We start from the raw sequence: 16,859 nt of genomic DNA, 5'->3' as shown, positions 1-16,859 counted from the left end.
AAAGCTGCGCATTGTAGGAGCTGTGGCGGCGCGCCCTGCCGGGAGGTGGCGCCAACAGGCCGCACAATGCAAGCTCAATGGCCAGCGAGCGCCCGCCTTGTGCCTTGCAGTCGGAGTGGCGCTGGCCAACCCCTGTCCCGTGATGGAGAGTGCCAACGTGAATTCAAGCCCAGCCCATAGTGCAGACCTGCCAGCCGATCAACTGCTCAGTGCCGATCCCGTGGATTGGCCTGTGGCCCCAGAATGGATGCCGGCCACCAGCGCATTCTTTGGCAGCGCGAAAGGCCAGGCGCTGCTGGCCTTTTTGCAGCAGCGCCTGGATGCGGGCGCCAGCATCTTCCCGCCGCAGCCGCTGCGCGCCCTGGAGCTGACGGCGCCGCAGGATGTGCGCGTGGTGATTCTTGGGCAGGACCCTTACCACGGGCGCGGCCAGGCAGAGGGCCTGGCCTTTTCCGTCGCGCCGGGCGTGCCTCTGCCGCCTTCGCTGCGCAACATCTTCCAGGAAATGCAGCGCGACCTGGGCGTGGCGCCGCCAGCCTTTCCGCAGCCGGGCGGCAGTCTGGTGCAGTGGGCCAGAAATGGTGTGTTGTTGCTCAACACCTGCCTGACGGTTGAGGAAGGCCAGGCCGCCAGCCATGCCGGCAAGGGTTGGGAGGTGTTGACCGACGCGCTGATTGCACAGGTGGCGCAGGGGCCGCGGCCGGTGGTGTTCATGCTGTGGGGGGCGCACGCGCAATCCAAGCAGGCGCTGATCCCGCCCGATCGGGGCCACCTCGTACTGCTGGCCAATCATCCCTCGCCGCTGTCGGCCACAAGGCCACCCCGGCCTTTCATCGGCTGCGGTCACTTCAGCGCGGCCAAGGCATTTCGACAGCATCAGGCTTCTGCCAGCCAGGAACAGCCTTGAGCGCCTGTTTCAAAAGCTTTGCGCTATGGCGCGCAGGCATGAAAAAGCGCTGCCATGTGTGCCACGGCAGCGCTGGGAAAACAGTGTCTGCTTCGATCCGCTGGACCGGCAGCCTGAACCGGAGGATCAGGTGGGTCCGGTCAACCTGGCGTTGGGTTCATCTGACGCGAGACGATCACGCTCACCAGATGATGTTCCAAACCCGAGCTCAATGAGCATTGGTTCAAGGAAATATAAAGCCCAGCAGTGAAGCAGACGAAGATATTTTACGGCAATTGGCGCGGGGGGAACCCATGCTCATTGGGCCAGGGGCGAGGCATCGGGCGTTGCGCTACTGTTCTCTGTAGCCTCGCCTGAGGTTGCAGCATCCGCTGGTGCTTGCGCAGGCGTGGCCAGTTGGGCTAGAACGCCATCGAGCTTGCCGACCAAAGCTTGCAGGGCCTGTGATTGCGCCAGAGCCAAGCCTTCTTCGTGGTCAGTGCCACTGCTGGGCGACGGCGTTGGCATGGCGTGCGGCGACTGGGCTTGCAGCCGTTGTAGTTGCTCGCGCAGATCGGCCAGCTCGTAGGCCAAATTCAAGGCTGCCAAAACTGCAATGCGATCGCGCGCGCGGACTTTGCCAGTGTCATGAATGCGCGTCATGGCCAAGTCCACGGCACGCACGGCTTCGTGCAGCCGATCTTCCTGCCCCTCTTTGCAGGCCAGTGTGTAGCTTTGCTGCAGGATCTTGACTTCAACCTGATTCATTGTCCGCTCTCCAGTGCGGTTTGGATGGAGGGCAGGCGTTCGAGGAGGGCGTCGAGCCGGATGCGGGCCGTCTGCAACCGCGCCTGCAGCGCATCGCGCTCTTGCGCCAGGCTGTGCAACTCTTGGCGCAGGCGAAGATTGTCGCTTTCCTTGGCGTCCAGGTGCGCCAGCAGCTGGTCGATTTGCTGGGCCAGTCGGGTGGTCAATGCGTTGGGCGTTTCCATAAGGCGGTGATTGTAGTGCCAGGGTCTGCGCAGGCCATCAGGATCGCGTCAGAGTTGCCCAGGCCCACTCTTACAATCGCCCGCGCCGATGAGCCAGCCGCTCTCGGACAAAGTGTTTTTCAGCGAAGAAATGGGGATGCATGCAGACATTTCTGTGGCACGACTACGAGACTTTCGGCGCCGATCCACGCCGCGATCGCCCGGCACAGTTTGCGGCCATCCGTACCGATTTACAGCTCAATGAGCTGCAGGCGCCGCTGGAGTGGTTTTGCCAGCCGCCGCAGGATTACCTGCCCGATGCCCAGGCCTGCCTGATCACGGGCATTACGCCGCAGCGCGCCTGGCAGCAGGGGGTGAGCGAGGCGGTGTTTGCCCAGCGCGTGCATGATGCCTTCTCCCAGCCGGGCACCATCGGCGTGGGCTACAACACCATTCGCTTCGACGATGAGTTCACGCGCTTTTTGCTCTGGCGCAATCTGCGCGACCCCTATGCGCGTGAGTGGCGCGATGGCAATGGCCGCTGGGATTTGTTGGATGTGGTGCGCATGGCCTATGCGCTGCGCCCCGATGGCCTGCAGTGGCCGCTGGGCGATGATGGCCGGGTCAGCTTCCGGCTGGAGGCCTTGACCGCGGCCAACGGTCTGGCGCATGAAGCGGCGCACGATGCCGTCTCCGACGTGCGCGCCACGATTGCACTGGCGCGGCGCTTGCGTCAATGCAATGAGCGCCTGTTCGACTTCGCGCTGCGTTTGCGCGACAAGCGGGCCGTGGCCCAGGAGCTGGGCCTGCCCGCAGCGCCGGCGCAGGCGCGGCCCTTCGTGCATGTTTCGGGCATGTTCCCCGTAGAGCAGGGCTGCATGGCGGTGATGTGGCCACTGGCCAGTCACCCGCACAATCGCAATGAATTGATTGCCTGGAACCTGGCGCACGACCCCAGCGAGCTGGCCGAGCTCGATGCCCGAAGCATCCGCCAGCGGCTGTTTACGCGCCAGGCCGACTTGCCCGAGGGCGTGCAGCGCCTGCCCATCAAGACGGTGCACTTGAACAAGTCGCCCATGGTGGTGGGCAATTGCAAGGTGCTGACGCCGGCGCTGCAGCAGCGCTGGGGGCTGGATTGGGCGCAGATCGAGCGCCATGCGCAAGCGGCGCGCGCGCTGCCGGACATGAGCGCGGTGTGGGCCGAGGTCTTTCAGCGCCCCGCAGCGCCGGCGCAGCCGCTGCCTGCGGAGCAGGATTTGTACGGTGGCTTCGTGGGCGATGCCGATCGCCAGCGCCTGGGGCGGCTGTTGCAGCAGCCGGTGGCGCAATGGCCCGCTGGCGAGCGCGGCATGGGCTTTGACGATGCGCGCCTGGATGAGCTGGTATTTTTCTACCGTGCCCGCAACTACCCCGATACCTTGGACGAGGCCCAGCGCCGACGCTGGGAGCTGCACCGCAAGGCGGTTTTGATCGACGGCGCAGGCGGCGCCCGCACGGCCGAGCAGTTGATGGAGCAAATCGATGCTTTGTCAGACACGGCGACGGATGAGCAGCAGGACATCCTGGGGGCGCTGTATGAATGGGCCGATGCCATCGTGCCCGAGGCGTGAATGGATCAATCATTTGAATCATTTGATTTGTGCAGACTTGGCTTGTACAGGCGCTGCCGCAAGCACACGACGACACCATGAAACTGAGCTTTACCAAAATGCAGGGTGCGGGCAACGACTTTGTCGTGCTCGATGAAACGCAGCGGTCGCTGGGCCTGAACGCGGCGCAGTACCGCTGGCTGGCCGATCGACGCTTTGGCGTTGGGGCCGATCAGATTCTGACGGTGCGGCCTGCCCCGTCAGCCCAGGCCGGCCAGGTCGACTTCGAATACATCATCCACAACGCCGATGGCGGCGAGGTGGAGCAGTGCGGCAATGGTGCGCGTTGCTTTGCCCGCTACGTGTTCGACAAAGGGCTGACGCCCAAAAAGCACATTCGCGTGCTGACCCGCGCGGGCGTCATCGCCCCGCAGTTGCAGGAAGACGGCCGCGTGACCGTGCGCATGGGCTGCCCGCGCTGGCAGCCAGGGCAGATCCCCTTCGATGCCCTGGGCCTGCGCAGTCGGGCCCAGCATCAGGACACCCTCTGGTGGCTGCCGCATGAGCCGCAGGCGGTTGACGCGCAGCGCGGCGATGACGGCTTGGGCGCTTGGCTCAGTGTCGTATCCATGGGCAATCCGCATGCCGTGCAGCGCGTGGCCTCGGTGCAGGATGCGCCGGTCGCAATGCAGGGGGCCTGGATTGAGCAGCACCCGCGCTTTGCCCAGCGCGTCAACGCTGGCTTCATGCAGGTGCGCAGTCGCCGTGAGATTGACTTGCGCGTGTACGAGCGCGGCGTGGGCGAGACCTTGGCCTGTGGCACGGGCGCATGTGCGGCAGTGGTCAGCGGCATCCGCCAAGGCTTGCTCGACACTTGCGTTGATGTCCACATGCCCGGCGGCATGCTGACCATAGAATGGCGCGGCGGCGCGGCCGATGAGGTGTTGATGACTGGCCCGGCGCAGACCGTTTTTGAAGGCACTATTGAGATTCCAGACAGCGTATGACGACTACCTCGCCCGTGCAGCACGCAGGGCTTGCCACTGAAGAGGATGTGGCAAGCTACCTGATCAGCAATCCGGAATTCTTTGAGCGCTTTGCCGAAGTATTGGGCACCGTGCAATTGGCCAGCCCGCATGGCGGCAAGACCGTCAGCCTGCACGAGCGTCAGACGATCATGCTGCGCGACAAAATCAAGGGCCTGGAGGCCAGCATCGTCGAGATGATGGGCTACGGCAGCGAGAACGCGCAAATCATTGAAAAAGCCCATGCCTGGACGGCCGCCATGCTGCGCGAGCGCGATGGCGCCAAGCTGCCTGCGCTGCTGGCCCAGCAGCTGAAGGAGTTGTTTGCAGTGCCGCAGGTGTACTTGCGTCTCTGGGATCTGGCACCGGCCTATGCCGATCTGCCTGAGGTGCAGCGCGTAGTGCCCGAAAGCAAGCAGCACATTGCCAGCCTGGCCAAGCCTTACTGCGGGCCTCGCGGCAGCATTGAGGGCTTACAAAGTCTGGCAGGCGAAGGCAGTGACCTGGCCGAGGTGCAATCCATTGCCATCCTGCCGCTGCGTGCAGGCGCTGCGCAGGCGCAGCAAATCACCTTCGGTTATTTGCTGCTCACCTCCCCCGACAGCCACCGCTTCACCCAGGACATGGGCACGGATTTGCTCACCCGGCTGGCCGAGCTGGCCAGTGCGGCCATGCAGCGCTTGCTGCCCGATGAAACCATCGGCTGGATCCAGCACCAGGAGCGCCTGGCGCGCCAGCAAAGCGGGCAGGCTGAACTGCCGCTGGAATAAACCCGCTGCCGCTTGCCTGTTGCGCGCGCTCATGCCACCTCGCCAGCGTGTACCCAGCCGACCGCAGGGCGAAGATGCACTGCCCGAGGCTTTGCCGCACAGCGCCTTGCGCTATTTAGAGCACGTGCGCTTTGAGCGCCGCCTGGCCGAGCGCACCTTGGCGCTCTATACCGAAGATCTGCGCAAGCTGCAGCAGGTCGCTGCAGCGCAAGGGCTGGACGTGTTGACCCTACAACCCTTCCACATTCGCCAACAGGTGGCGCGCATGCACAGCCAGGGGCGCAGCGCGCGCGGAATTGCGCTGATCCTCAGTGGCTGGCGCAGCTTTTACCGCTGGGCCGTGTTGCAGGGGCTGCTGGAGGTCAATCCCGTGCAGGACGTGCGCGCACCCAAATCGCGCCGCCCCTTGCCCAAGGCGCTAGGGGCTGATGAGGCGGTGCAGCTGGCTGCATTCCGGCAGCCGATGGTCGATGCAAATGGCGCGGCGCAATGGCTGGAACTGCGCGATGCCGCAATGACCGAGCTGCTCTACAGCAGTGGTCTGCGCATTGGAGAGCTGCTGGGGCTGGATCTGTGCGCCAGTGCTCAGGCGCAGCAACAAGGGCGTGGCTGGATCGACTGGCAGGAAGCTGAGGCTCACGTCATCGGCAAAGGTCAGAAGCGACGCAGCGTGCCCATTGGGGCAGCGGCCATGCGGGCATTGCTGGCCTGGCAGCAAGTGCGCGATCCTGCGCGGCAATGGCCGGGGCAAAACGCCTTGTTCATCAGCCAGCGCGGTGCGCGCATGAGCCCGCAAAGCGCCTGGCAACGCCTGCGTCAACGCAGCCAGGCCGCAGGCATGGCCATGCCGGTACACCCCCATATGCTGCGCCATTCATTTGCCAGTCACGTATTGCAATCGAGTGGCGATTTGCGGGCCGTGCAAGAGTTGTTGGGCCATGCCAACATCAGCACCACTCAGATCTATACCCGACTGGATTTTCAGCATCTGGCTCGAATCTACGATGCGGCGCATCCGCGCGCGCGCGCGGGCGGCGTGGATGTGAAGGCGGGCTTGGATGCCGCTGGAGATCAGGCTCAGAGCATAGATAAGGCCCAGAAGTAGCTGCATCTTCACGCACCCTTTAAAACGCCGTTGGCGCTGCGATTGCGGATGGGGTCTAGGCACATGTTTTGAAAAGCATTTTCATGTCTCAGACATTGCAAAGGCAGTCGGTTGAATTGGTTTCATTCTTGTAAAAAAGAGTAGAATCCACGAGCCTGTCAGGGTATTAAGCTCAGTACTTTGGCAGCGGTTTGGGCGCCATTGCGCAGCATGCAAAAAGAGGTGGCTTTCTCTTCTGGATGCAGACTACGCCACTGGCACCGAACAAATCGAACGGCAAACTGACGGCATCCCGCACCCGGCTGGGCGCGGGATGCCGTCGTGCCAAAGCCCCATTCCTGAGGTGTGTATGAAGAAGTTGACCCCCCTCGCGGCGCTGTTGCTGGTGCCGCTGTTGCTGACCGGCTGCGACTGGACGTTGATCAACCCGTCTGGCTATGTGGCCAAGCAGCAGAGCAATCTGATGATCTTCTCGGTGCTCGTGATGCTGCTGGTGATCGTGCCCGTGATGTTCCTGATCCTGTTCTTCAGCTGGAAGTACCGTCAAAGCAACCAGTCTGGCACCTATGATTCGGGCTTCTACCACTCCAATAAGCTGGAGGTGGTGATCTGGGGGGCGCCCATCTGCATCATCATCGTGCTGGCGTTGGTGACTTGGGGTTCGACCTATCTGCTCGATCCCTATCGCCCGCTGGTGCGCATCGATAGCCAGACCAAGATTGCCGGCATGGAGGAGAACCTCGGTGCGGTCAAGACTCTGGCAACCCGCTTCATCGACCCCAAGCGCAGCGACGAGGCTGTGGTTGAGACCACGCCGCTGGAGATTGAAGTGGCTGCTCTGGACTGGAAGTGGCTCTTCATCTATCCAGAACAGGGCATCGCTACGGTCAATGAGTTGGCAGCGCCGGTCAACCGCCCCATTCGCTTCAAGATCACCTCGGCATCGATGATGAATTCGTTCTTCATCCCTGCCCTGTCGGGGCAGGTCTATGCCATGCCTGCGATGCAGACTCAGCTCAACGCGGTCATGAACCGCGAGGGGAAGTTCAAGGGCTTTTCTGCCAACTACACTGGCCATGGCTTCAGCCAGATGTACTTCTATTTCCACAGTCTGAGCAGTGCAGGTTTCGATCAATGGGTCGAAAAAGTGCGCAGCTCCACCAAGGTGCTGGACCAGGCTGAGTACATGGCGCTGGATCAATACAACCAGAAGGACGAGCGCGGCCACGTGCAGTACTTTGGCATTCGCCACTATGGCTCGGTGCAGCAAGGCATGTATCACGCCATCCTGAATCTGTGCGTGATGCCTGGCGCGATGTGCATGGACGAAATGATGGGCATCGACCTGGCCGGCGGCGCAGGGATCGACAGCCTGAACAACCTCAAGCGCCTGCGTTACGACATGCGTCGTACGACCAAGGCCCAGCTGGATCTGGCTGAGTTCTCCGGCATGATGCCTGGCGACCTGGTCTGCACCAGCGACAGCGCTGCCGTCGACTTCGTGCGCGCCACCCGCAAGTTGCCTGCACTCAAGCCAGTCATGCCCACAGCCCAAGTGGAGCAGCCTGGCAGCGTGCAAGGGCAGAAGCTCAGCCGTGATGGCTCCATGATTGCGCCCATTCTCTGAACTTAGAAAGCCAGAAAACCCATGTCTGCTGCAATTCTCAATGAGAACGTCCATCCGCTGCTGGGGCGGATCACGTTTGATCATCACACCTTCCCCATGCTGCACGAGCCCATCATCATGGCGACCTTTGTGGCCGTCGTACTGTTGGGGGTAGTGGCCCTGGCGCTGCTCACCAAGTTCAAGGTCTGGGGCTATCTGTGGAACGAGTGGTTCACCTCGATCGACCACAAGAAGATCGGCATCATGTACATCGTGCTGGGCATTGTCATGCTGCTGCGCGGTTTTGCCGATGCGCTGATGATGCGTATCCATCAGGCCATGGCCTCCTCCGGGGCCAGTGAAGGCTATCTGAACGCCCACCACTACGACCAGATCTTCACGGTGCATGCCGTGATCATGATCTTCTTCGTGGCTACGCCCATTTTGGTCGGTTTCTTCAACTACCTCGTGCCGCTGCAAATTGGCGCGCGCGACGTGGCTTTCCCCTTCTTGAACAACCTGGGCTTCTGGCTGACTACGGCTGGCGCCGTGCTGACCATGATCTCGCTGTTCGTGGGTGAGTATGCGCAGACTGGCTGGCTGGTCTATCCGCCGCTGTCGGGCATTGATTACAGTCCTGGCACGGGGATGGACTACTACCTGTGGTCCCTGAACATTGCGGGCATCGGCACCACACTGGGCTCGATCAACATCGTCGTGACCATCATCAAGATGCGCGCCCCTGGCATGACCTGGATGCGCCTGCCGGTGTTCGTCTGGACCAGCCTGGCATCGAACATCCTGATTCTGATGATCTATCCGGTGCTGACGGCCGCCTTCGTGCTGCTGACGGCTGACCGTTACTTGGGTACGGCCTTCTTCACCACCCAGTTGGGCGGCAACCCGATGATGATGGTCAACCTGGTGTGGATCTTCGGCCACCCCGAGGTGTATGTGCTGGTGCTGCCGGCGTTTGGCATCTTCTCCGAGATCGTGCCTGCGCTGACGCGCAAGCGCCTGTTCGGCTACACCTCCATGGTCTATGCGACCATGATCATCCTGCTGCTGTCCATGCTGGTGTGGCTGCACCACTTCTTCACCATGGGCTCGGGCGCCAGCGTCAACGCCTTCTTCGGCATCATGACCATGATCATCTCGATCCCGACCGGGGCGAAGATCTTCAACTGGCTGTTCACCATCTACAAAGGCCGCGTGCGCTTTGAAGTGCCCATGCTGTGGACCATCGGCTTCATGCTGACCTTCGTCATCGGCGGCATGACTGGCGTGATGCTGGCCATCCCCGCGGCCGACTTCATCCTGCACAACAGCCTGTTCCTGGTGGCGCACTTCCACAACACCATCATCGGTGGCGTCGTGTTCGCGCTGTTTGCCGGCCTGACCTTCTGGTTCCCCAAGGCCTTCGGCTTCAAGATGAACGACTTCTGGGGCCGCGTGTCCTTCTGGTGCTGGCTGATCGGCTTCTGGGTTGCTTTCACGCCGCTGTACATCATGGGCCTGATGGGCGTGACCCGCCGCTTGAGCCAGTTCGAAGACGGCTCGCTGCATGCTTATTTCGTCGTGGCCTTGATCGGCGGTCTGCTGATCCTGGTGGGTATCGTGGCCTTCGTGCTTTCGATTGCCGTGGGCTGGCTGCAGCGCGAGAAAACCCGCGACCTGACCGGTGATGCCTGGGGCGATGGCCGCAGCCTGGAGTGGTCCACTTCGTCGCCCCCGCCTGAGTACAACTTCGCCTTCACCCCTGTGGTGCATGACGTGGATGCCTGGTGGGACATGAAGACCCATGGCTACAAGCGCCCTCAAGCAGGCTTCGTCCCCATCCACATGCCTAAGGGCACAGGTGCGGGCATGGTCATTGCCGGTCTGTCGGTGGTGCTGGGCTTTGCGCTGATCTGGTACATCTGGTGGCTGGCCATCCTGTCGTTCGCGGCACTGATCGGATACACGATCTATCACACCTTCAATTACGACCGCGACTACTACATCCCGGCCGAGCAGGTCGCCAGGACGGAAGAGGCGCGCACGCGTGAGTTGGCTACCGCTGCTGCTGCAGCAACAGCCCACTGAACCCGATGGCATGGAGCAATTGACACCACTATGACAAGCACAACTGCATTCACGCCCATCGGGCCCAATGGCGAGCGCATCTATTACGTAGCCGAGGATCCGCACGCCCATCACGGTGATGGCCACGCGCACGGCTATGCCCACTCGCCCAACAACACCACTGGCCTGGGCTTTTGGGTGTACCTGATGACGGACTGCCTGATCTTCGCGATCCTGTTCGCCATGTATGCCATCCTGGGGCGCAACTATGCTGCTGGCCCTTCGCCTGCCGATCTGTTCGAGCTGCCGCTGATTCTGGTTAACACCTTCATGCTGCTGTTCTCGTCGATCACCTTCGGCTTTGCCATGCTGCAGTCCTATAAGGGCAATGTGAAGGGCACGATCAACTGGTTGTTGGTGACGGCGGCGTTTGGCCTGGCCTTCCTGGCCATTGAGCTGTATGAGTTCCATCACCTGATCCACGTCGGTGCCACGCCTTACCGCAGTGCCTTCCTGTCTTCGTTCTTCACGTTGGTGGGCACACACGGTTTGCACGTGACTTTCGGCATCATCTGGTTGCTGACCCTGGTGTTCCAGCTGCGCAAGCACGGGCTGATTGAAGCCAATAATCGCCGCCTGATGTGCTTGTCGATGTTCTGGCACTTCCTGGATCTGATCTGGATCTGTGTTTTCTCCTTTGTTTACTTGATGGGAGTTCTTGGATGAGCAGCCACCCCAACGCCCACGCAGGCCATCACGCCCAATCCGGCCATGGCACGCTGAATGAATACCTCATCGGCTTCGTGCTGTCGGTCATCTTGACTGTGATTCCGTTCTGGCTGGTCATGGCCGACGTGCTCGACAGCAAATCGGCCACTGTCGGCTGGATTTTGGGTCTGGGCCTAGTACAGATGATCGTGCACTTGGTGTACTTCCTGCACCTCAAGCCCAGCACTGAAGGCGGCTGGACATTGATCACGCTGGTCGGTACGGTGCTCACCGTGGCCGTGTGTCTGGTTGGCTCTATCTGGATCGTCAACAAGCTGCACAGCCATATGATGCCGCACCATCAGATTGAATACGTGCCGGAGAGCTCGCGCGATATCATTCGCCGCTGAACCAACTGGTCGATTCAGTGAATGAAAACCCCGCAGGCCTGCTCGGCTGGCGGGGTTTTTTCTTGGGGGGAGGCCTGTGCAGCCCAACTCACAGTGGAAAAGTGTGTGTATCGGCTCGGTATGGGGCTGAGTTTCAAGCTGCGGCAATACCGGGCAGCTTCCGAGGCTTTGCAACGCCGCCCAGCTCGTCAAAGCCTGGCTTTCCTTTACATTTGTCCGCAGCTTTGTTTGTCCAGAAACTGCGGGCATTCAATACAATCTGCGCTGCATCGCCAGTCCGAGCGCTATTTCATGATGTGCTGCAAAGGTGCTTTGTAAGTGACTGAACAATCGAATGAATTGTCCCCGGGGTTTGAGTTGCCGCTGCGTGTGTACTGGGAAGACACAGATGCTGGCGGTATCGTCTATCACGCCAATTACCTGCGTTTCATGGAGCGCGCCCGTTCCGACTGGCTGCGGGCCAAAGGCCTGGGGCAGAATCAAGCGCGGCAGCAGCTCGGTGGAATATTCGTCGTCACTGATCTGACGTTGCGCTATCTACAGCCGGCCCGGCTGGACGATGCTTTGCTGGTGACGGCGGCGCTGCAGCACATGGGGCGTGCGTCAATGACGATGCTTCAGCAAGTGTTGCGCATCCAGGAGGGGGAGCGCCGCCTCCTGTGCGAAGCCCAGGTGCGCATTGGCTGGGTCAATGGCCAGTCCATGCGGCCTGCCCGCATTCCCGATCACGTACAGGCTTTGTTCCAATGAACGCAAACGACATGTCCATTACGCACCTGATCCTCAACGCCAGTTGGGTGGTACAGGTGGTCATGCTGATACTGGTGCTGAGCTCCATCGCCAGCTGGACGATGATTTTCCGCAAAGGTGCAGCGCTCAAGCAGGCTCGCAAGCTCAATGGCGAATTCGAGGAAGACTTTTGGTCTGGTGCCAGCCTGAACGACCTGTATACCGCAGCGGTGCAGAACGCGCGCACGGCTGGGCCGCTGGAGCGCATATTTGCCAATGGCATGCGCGAATACCACAAGTTGCGCGAGCGCCATATCCACCAGGCTGAAACACTGCTCGATGGTGCGCGCCGGGCCATGATGGCCAGCTTCAATCGCGAGCTCGATCAGATCGAAAACGGCTTGTCATTCCTAGGCACTGTAGGCTCCATCGCCCCTTATGTGGGGCTGTTCGGCACGGTCTGGGGCATCATGCACGCCTTCACCGGCTTTGCCAACATGGAGCAAATCTCACTGGCCACGGTCGCCCCTGGCATTGCCGAGGCCCTGGTGGCCACGGCCATGGGACTGTTTGCCGCCATTCCGGCCGTGGTGGCCTACAACCGCTTCAGTCGTGAGATCGACCGCATGGCCGTGCGCATGGAAACTTTTGGCGACGAGTTCACCAATATCCTGCAGCGCAACCTCAGCGCCACGCCCCAACCGTCTGCCGCAGGGCATTGAGCCCGGCCCGCTGCGCGCCAGGCCTACGCCAAGGAGAGCTCCCACCCATGGCCAATGTGACACGACGCGGCCGCAACCGCCGCACCGTCAATGAAATCAACATGGTGCCCTTCATCGACGTGATGTTGGTGTTGCTGATCATCTTCATGGTGACAGCGCCCATGTTCACGCCTGGGCTGGTCGATACGCCCACGGTGGGCAAATCCGAAAACCTGCCTGCAGCCATTGCCCAGGTGGTGGTCGACAGCGCGGGTCAGATCGAATGGCGTCCCGCACAGGGCGAGCCGCGCGGCGTGCCGCTGGATGAGCTGGGCAGCCTGGCCAAACAGTGGGAAGCCGAACAGCTGCAACAGGGCCGCGCTCAGCAGGACATGGCCGTGGTGATCGCCGGTGACAAAAAAACCAGCTACGAACATTTGGTCAACACCTACAACGCCCTGAAGGATGCTCAGGTCGGTCGGGTGGCGCTGCTGTTCAATAAACAGTGATGGTCTGCCAGCCATGCCCTTGACCCCGCCACCCTTGCACCATGTGCCTCTGACGCCGCCGCAACCGCCCCTGCGCTTGCGCGCCGTGGCATGGGCTGCGCTGGTCCATGCTGGGCTGATCGGGGCGCTGATCCTGGGCGCGAACTGGAAGCGCCCAGCAGACAACAGCGTCATGGCCGAGGTTTGGTCCAGCCTGCCGCAAGAGGCTGCGCCCAGTGCAGCCCAGGCCGAGCCGGAACCGGAACCGGAACCTGCCCCGCCACCACCACCTCCTCCACCGCCCGAGCCCGAACCGGAGCCTGCCCCGCCCCCGCCTGCACCCGATCCGCAGATCGTGCTCGAACAAGAGCGCAAGAAGCGCGAGGAAGAGCGGCGCCAGCGTGAGCGTGAGGCGGCCCTGAAAAAACAGCAGGAAGAGCAGGCCAGGAAGAAGGCCCAGGAAGAAGCCGAGCGAAAGAAAAAACTCGAGCAGGAAGCGGCGCGAAAGAAAGCCGAGCAAGAGGCTGCGCTGAAGAAAAAGCAAGAGGAAGAAGCGGCAAAGAAAAAAGCCCAGCAAGAAGCCGAGCGCAAGAAAAAGCTCGAAGAGCAAGAGGCCGCGAAGAAAAAGGCTCAGGAAGAGGCAGCGAAAAAGAAGGCCCAGGAAGAAGCCGAACGCAAGAAAAAGCAGGAGCAGGAAGCCGCCGCGAAGAAAAAGGCCGACGAGGCCGCGCGCAAGGCCAAGGAAGCGGCCGACTCCGAAGCGCGCCGCGCGGCCGAGCTGCGCCGCATGCAAGGCCTGCTCGATGGCGCTGGTGGCACGGGCGGCCGGGGCACGGCCGCGCAATCGTCCGGGCCGTCGGCTGGTTGGGGTGGGCAGGTGCGTGCCAAGGTGCGGCCGTTGATCAATTTCCCGGCGGCCATCAGCGGCAACCCTGCAACCGAGGTCGAGGTGCGCATGGATGCCAGCGGGCGCATCACTGGCAAGCGCATCGTCAAAAGCAGTGGCAACCCGGGCTGGGATCAGGCCGTGCTGCGCGCGCTGGACAAGGCGCAGTCCCTGCCCAAGGACAATGGCCGCGTGCATTCGCCCGTCACGTTGGTGTTTACGCCCAACGATTGATTGTTGAGGCTTCATGGCGCAGACCCGTAGGCAGCCAGCGTGCGGGTTAAAAATGAAGCCCAACAGGCCCTAGAATCGCCCGCTATGTCTTACTTGGTGCTTGCCCGTAAATACCGCCCCCACAACTTCGAGGAAATGGTTGGGCAGGAGCACGTCGTCAAGGCGCTGTCCAACGCGTTGCAGCAGCAGCGCCTGCACCATGCCTATTTGTTCACCGGCACGCGCGGCGTGGGCAAAACCACGGTGTCGCGCATCCTGGCCAAGTCGCTCAACTGCCAGGGCGCTGACGGGCAGGGCGGCATCACGGCCCAGCCTTGCGGCGTATGCCAGGCTTGCCGGGACATCGATGCCGGGCGCTTCGTCGACTACACCGAGCTGGATGCAGCCTCCAACCGTGGCGTTGAAGAGGTGCAAAGCCTGATGGAGCAGGCCGTCTACAAGCCGGTTCAGGGGCGCTTCAAGGTCTTCATGATCGACGAAGTGCACATGCTCTCGAACACGGCCTTCAACGCCATGCTCAAGACGCTGGAGGAGCCGCCCGAATACCTCAAGTTCGTGCTCGCCACCACCGATCCGCAGAAGGTGCCCGTCACGGTGCTGTCGCGCTGCCTGCAGTTCAACCTGCGCTCGATGGCGCCGCAGACCATCGCCCAGCATCTGATGCGGGTGTTGGGCAGCGAGGGCGTGGCGCACGACAAGGAAAGCCTGCAACTGCTGGCGCGTGCCGCGCACGGCTCGATGCGCGATGCGCTGTCGCTGACGGACCAAGCCATCGCCTACGGCAACGGCGCCCTGCAGGAAGACACGGTGCGCCAAATGCTGGGCGTGGTTGATCGTCGCTATGTGTACGACACCATTGCGGCGTTGGCCGCAGGTGACGGCCAAGCTGTAGTGAGCCTGGCGGATGCCTTGCGCGCGCAAAGCATCCCAGCGGCATCGCTGCTGGAGGACATGGCCTTGGTGCTGCAGCAAATGGCGCTGTACCAAAGCGTGCCCGCCGCTGCGGCTAGCGCAGCCCTGGAGGACGGCAACGACGATGCCGACACCCGCCGCACGCTGGCATTGGCGCAAGCCCTGCCGGCCGATGAAACCCAGCTGCTCTACACCTTCTGCCTGAAAGGGCGCGAGGAGTTGGGTCTGGCGCCCGACGAATACTCGGGCCTGGTCATGGTCTTGCTGCGCCTGCTGGCCTTCAAGCAGCCTCCGGGCCAGGGCGCGCTTGGCCCAAGCCCGATGAACACTGCCGCCAGCCCCAGTGCCCTGGCGGCGGGTGGGCCGGCGGCCGCCCCACCAGATCTGGCGCCATCGCCTGCGCCAGCGATCACCCCCGCTCATGCCGTGCAGCGAGCCGCCGCCATGCCTGCCCAGGCCGCAGCCCCCAAGGTGGATACGGCCCGCGCCGCAGCCCCCAAGGTGGATACGGCCCGCGCCGCAGCCCCCGCGCCCAGCGAGCCGCCCCCGTGGGAGGAATTGCCGCCGCCCCCTGCTGCGGCGCCAACCGAACAAACCACGCCAGAGACTGAGCCACAAGCCGAGCAAACCATTACCGCCGCTCCTGCCACAGCGCCTGTGGCTGCGCCGCAGGCCGAATCCCCGGCCGCCCGGCCTTCGAGGGGCTATGCAGAGGCCAGTGCAGAGCCAGCCGTCCCGGTGGCTGGCGATCATCGTCAGGCCCAATCCACACCGGCAGCGTCACCGCCCGCAAAGCCGCAACCAATTGAGCCGGAGCCTGTAGAGCCAAAGCAGCCTGCTGCGGCGCCCGCCCCGGTTGTTTCTACCATCGGCGCCACGGCTGTGCCGGAGCAGGGCGTGCAGCCCATGCCGCAGAGCCTATCGCCAGAGCCATCTGCCGCAGCTGGCGATGCCGCCCTGGCCCAGCGCTGGCGCGAGCTGGTCGAGCGCTTGAACCAGGAAGGTCGGCTAGCGGCCGTGGTGCGCGAGCTGGCCATGCAATCGCAGCCGCTGCAATGCGATGCCACAGCAGTGGTGCTGCGCATCGCCAATCAGACACTGATGAATGACAGCCTGAAAGGCAAGCTACAGGCGCTGCTGCAAGAACAAGGGCTGGGCGCCCTGACCCTGCAGCACGGCCCCACCGAACACAGCCCGGCGCAGCTGCAGGAGACCGAGCGCCAGCGCAAGATGGTGCAGGCGCAGCACATCGTCGAAAACGACGCCACCGTCCAATGGCTCAAGACGCAGCTGGGCGCCGAGATCGTGCCCGGCAGCATCCAGCCCCTGGACGGCGCACCGCTGCAGTGAACAGGCCTTGGCCCGCAGCCCACCGGCCCGGGCACGGCCAGACAGATTTCAACCCATGACCATGAAGGGAACACACCATGTTCAACAAAGGACAAATGGCCGGCCTGCTCAAGCAGGCCCAGGCAATGCAGGACAACCTGAAGAAAGCCCAGGAAGAGCTGGCCAACATTGAGGTGGAAGGCGAATCCGGCGCCGGCCTGGTCAAGGTGCTGATGACCGCCAAGCACGAAGTGCGCCGCGTCACCATCGACCCCAGCCTGCTGGCCGATGACAAGGACATGCTGGAAGACTTGGTGGCCGCAGCCTTCAATGCCGCCGTGCGCAAGGCCACCGAGGTCGAGCAGGAAAAAATGGGTAAGCTCACAGCCGGCCTGGGTGGGCTTGGAGGCCTGGGCGGCATGAAACTGCCGTTCTGAAGCCCGGGC

General features: G+C 62.5%; 17 protein-coding genes. 15 read left to right on the top strand and 2 right to left on the bottom strand.

Going from position 1 to position 16,859, the window contains the following annotated elements:
- Positions 1-157: 157 nt before the first annotated feature.
- Positions 158-907, top strand: coding sequence for a uracil-DNA glycosylase (locus CLI93_RS14045; protein ID WP_238945844.1), 750 nt, complete (start codon positions 158-160; stop codon positions 905-907).
- Positions 908-1,204: 297 nt separating this feature from the next.
- Here CLI93_RS14045 and CLI93_RS14040 read toward each other — a convergent pair whose 3' ends face one another.
- Together CLI93_RS14040 and CLI93_RS14035 are read right to left on the bottom strand one after the other, a co-directional pair.
- Complete coding sequence (locus CLI93_RS14040) at positions 1,205-1,654, bottom strand: cell division protein ZapA (protein ID WP_095542707.1); 450 nt, start codon at positions 1,652-1,654, stop codon at positions 1,205-1,207.
- Positions 1,651-1,878 (bottom strand): DUF904 domain-containing protein, encoded by a 228-nt coding sequence (locus CLI93_RS14035; RefSeq protein ID WP_095542708.1) that lies wholly within the window; start codon positions 1,876-1,878, stop codon positions 1,651-1,653. The genes CLI93_RS14040 and CLI93_RS14035 overlap by 4 nt, the downstream gene beginning before the upstream one ends.
- Before the next feature lie 140 nt (positions 1,879-2,018).
- Here CLI93_RS14035 and sbcB point away from each other — a divergent pair, with 140 nt between their 5' ends.
- From sbcB to CLI93_RS13965, 14 genes are all read left to right on the top strand, one after another.
- Complete coding sequence (gene sbcB, locus CLI93_RS14030; RefSeq protein ID WP_095542709.1) at positions 2,019-3,467, top strand: exodeoxyribonuclease I; 1,449 nt, start codon at positions 2,019-2,021, stop codon at positions 3,465-3,467.
- A gap of 77 nt (positions 3,468-3,544) precedes the next feature.
- Positions 3,545-4,453 (top strand): diaminopimelate epimerase, encoded by a 909-nt coding sequence (dapF, locus tag CLI93_RS14025; protein ID WP_095542773.1) that lies wholly within the window; start codon positions 3,545-3,547, stop codon positions 4,451-4,453.
- Positions 4,450-5,241 (top strand): DUF484 family protein, encoded by a 792-nt coding sequence (locus CLI93_RS14020; RefSeq protein WP_095542710.1) that lies wholly within the window; start codon positions 4,450-4,452, stop codon positions 5,239-5,241. The genes dapF and CLI93_RS14020 overlap by 4 nt, the downstream gene beginning before the upstream one ends.
- 31 nt (positions 5,242-5,272) lie before the next feature.
- Positions 5,273-6,346, top strand: coding sequence for a tyrosine recombinase XerC (locus tag CLI93_RS14015; RefSeq protein ID WP_095542774.1), 1,074 nt, complete (start codon positions 5,273-5,275; stop codon positions 6,344-6,346).
- Positions 6,347-6,695: 349 nt separating this feature from the next.
- Positions 6,696-7,973 carry a ubiquinol oxidase subunit II gene (locus CLI93_RS14010; protein ID WP_172424293.1) on the top strand — a complete coding sequence of 426 codons (1,278 nt, stop codon included), beginning with the start codon at positions 6,696-6,698 and terminating at the stop codon, positions 7,971-7,973.
- A 21-nt stretch (positions 7,974-7,994) separates the two neighbouring features.
- Entirely contained in the window at positions 7,995-10,037 is a 2,043-nt protein-coding gene (cyoB, locus tag CLI93_RS14005) for a cytochrome o ubiquinol oxidase subunit I (protein ID WP_095542712.1), read from the top strand.
- A 30-nt stretch (positions 10,038-10,067) separates the two neighbouring features.
- Positions 10,068-10,742 carry a cytochrome o ubiquinol oxidase subunit III gene (cyoC, locus tag CLI93_RS14000; protein ID WP_095540608.1) on the top strand — a complete coding sequence of 225 codons (675 nt, stop codon included), beginning with the start codon at positions 10,068-10,070 and terminating at the stop codon, positions 10,740-10,742.
- The gene (cyoD, locus tag CLI93_RS13995; RefSeq protein ID WP_095542713.1) at positions 10,739-11,134 is read left to right on the top strand and encodes a cytochrome o ubiquinol oxidase subunit IV; all 396 of its coding nucleotides are present in this window, start codon (positions 10,739-10,741) and stop codon (positions 11,132-11,134) included. The genes cyoC and cyoD overlap by 4 nt, the downstream gene beginning before the upstream one ends.
- 318 nt (positions 11,135-11,452) lie before the next feature.
- Positions 11,453-11,884, top strand: coding sequence for a tol-pal system-associated acyl-CoA thioesterase (gene ybgC, locus CLI93_RS13990; RefSeq protein WP_238944898.1), 432 nt, complete (start codon positions 11,453-11,455; stop codon positions 11,882-11,884).
- Entirely contained in the window at positions 11,881-12,585 is a 705-nt protein-coding gene (gene tolQ, locus CLI93_RS13985) for a protein TolQ (protein WP_095542715.1), read from the top strand. The genes ybgC and tolQ overlap by 4 nt, the downstream gene beginning before the upstream one ends.
- A 47-nt stretch (positions 12,586-12,632) precedes the next feature.
- Positions 12,633-13,073: a biopolymer transporter ExbD gene (locus CLI93_RS13980; RefSeq protein ID WP_095540604.1), complete on the top strand. Its 441-nt coding sequence runs from the start codon at positions 12,633-12,635 to the stop codon at positions 13,071-13,073.
- Between the two features lie 43 nt (positions 13,074-13,116).
- On the top strand, positions 13,117-14,172 hold the full coding sequence (tolA, locus tag CLI93_RS13975) for a cell envelope integrity protein TolA (RefSeq protein WP_238945848.1): 1,056 nt from the start codon (positions 13,117-13,119) through the stop codon (positions 14,170-14,172).
- Positions 14,173-14,256: 84 nt separating this feature from the next.
- The gene (gene dnaX / locus CLI93_RS13970) at positions 14,257-16,434 is read left to right on the top strand and encodes a DNA polymerase III subunit gamma/tau (RefSeq protein WP_095542717.1); all 2,178 of its coding nucleotides are present in this window, start codon (positions 14,257-14,259) and stop codon (positions 16,432-16,434) included.
- Positions 16,435-16,511: 77 nt separating this feature from the next.
- Positions 16,512-16,850 carry a YbaB/EbfC family nucleoid-associated protein gene (locus tag CLI93_RS13965; protein ID WP_095542718.1) on the top strand — a complete coding sequence of 113 codons (339 nt, stop codon included), beginning with the start codon at positions 16,512-16,514 and terminating at the stop codon, positions 16,848-16,850.
- The last annotated feature ends 9 nt before the right edge of the window (positions 16,851-16,859 follow it).

The organism is Vandammella animalimorsus (assembly GCF_002288875.1).
Taxonomy (GTDB): domain Bacteria; phylum Pseudomonadota; class Gammaproteobacteria; order Burkholderiales; family Burkholderiaceae_C; genus Lampropedia; species Lampropedia animalimorsus.
This window is presented reverse-complemented; position numbering and strand designations above follow the sequence as displayed.

What these genes read in the sequence shown, in the direction of transcription:
- CLI93_RS14035 (WP_095542708.1), bottom strand. Translation starts at nt 1,878, where the DNA reads ATGGAAACGCCCAACGCATTGACCACCCGACTGGCCCAGCAAATCGAC.
- cyoD (WP_095542713.1), top strand. Translation starts at nt 10,739, where the DNA reads ATGAGCAGCCACCCCAACGCCCACGCAGGCCATCACGCCCAATCCGGC.
- CLI93_RS14015 (WP_095542774.1), top strand. Translation starts at nt 5,273, where the DNA reads ATGCCACCTCGCCAGCGTGTACCCAGCCGACCGCAGGGCGAAGATGCA.
- dapF (WP_095542773.1), top strand. Translation starts at nt 3,545, where the DNA reads ATGAAACTGAGCTTTACCAAAATGCAGGGTGCGGGCAACGACTTTGTC.
- CLI93_RS13965 (WP_095542718.1), top strand. Translation starts at nt 16,512, where the DNA reads ATGTTCAACAAAGGACAAATGGCCGGCCTGCTCAAGCAGGCCCAGGCA.
- cyoB (WP_095542712.1), top strand. Translation starts at nt 7,995, where the DNA reads ATGTCTGCTGCAATTCTCAATGAGAACGTCCATCCGCTGCTGGGGCGG.
- CLI93_RS14040 (WP_095542707.1), bottom strand. Translation starts at nt 1,654, where the DNA reads ATGAATCAGGTTGAAGTCAAGATCCTGCAGCAAAGCTACACACTGGCC.
- dnaX (WP_095542717.1), top strand. Translation starts at nt 14,257, where the DNA reads ATGTCTTACTTGGTGCTTGCCCGTAAATACCGCCCCCACAACTTCGAG.
- tolQ (WP_095542715.1), top strand. Translation starts at nt 11,881, where the DNA reads ATGAACGCAAACGACATGTCCATTACGCACCTGATCCTCAACGCCAGT.
- CLI93_RS14020 (WP_095542710.1), top strand. Translation starts at nt 4,450, where the DNA reads ATGACGACTACCTCGCCCGTGCAGCACGCAGGGCTTGCCACTGAAGAG.
- CLI93_RS14010 (WP_172424293.1), top strand. Translation starts at nt 6,696, where the DNA reads ATGAAGAAGTTGACCCCCCTCGCGGCGCTGTTGCTGGTGCCGCTGTTG.
- CLI93_RS13980 (WP_095540604.1), top strand. Translation starts at nt 12,633, where the DNA reads ATGGCCAATGTGACACGACGCGGCCGCAACCGCCGCACCGTCAATGAA.
- cyoC (WP_095540608.1), top strand. Translation starts at nt 10,068, where the DNA reads ATGACAAGCACAACTGCATTCACGCCCATCGGGCCCAATGGCGAGCGC.
- sbcB (WP_095542709.1), top strand. Translation starts at nt 2,019, where the DNA reads ATGCAGACATTTCTGTGGCACGACTACGAGACTTTCGGCGCCGATCCA.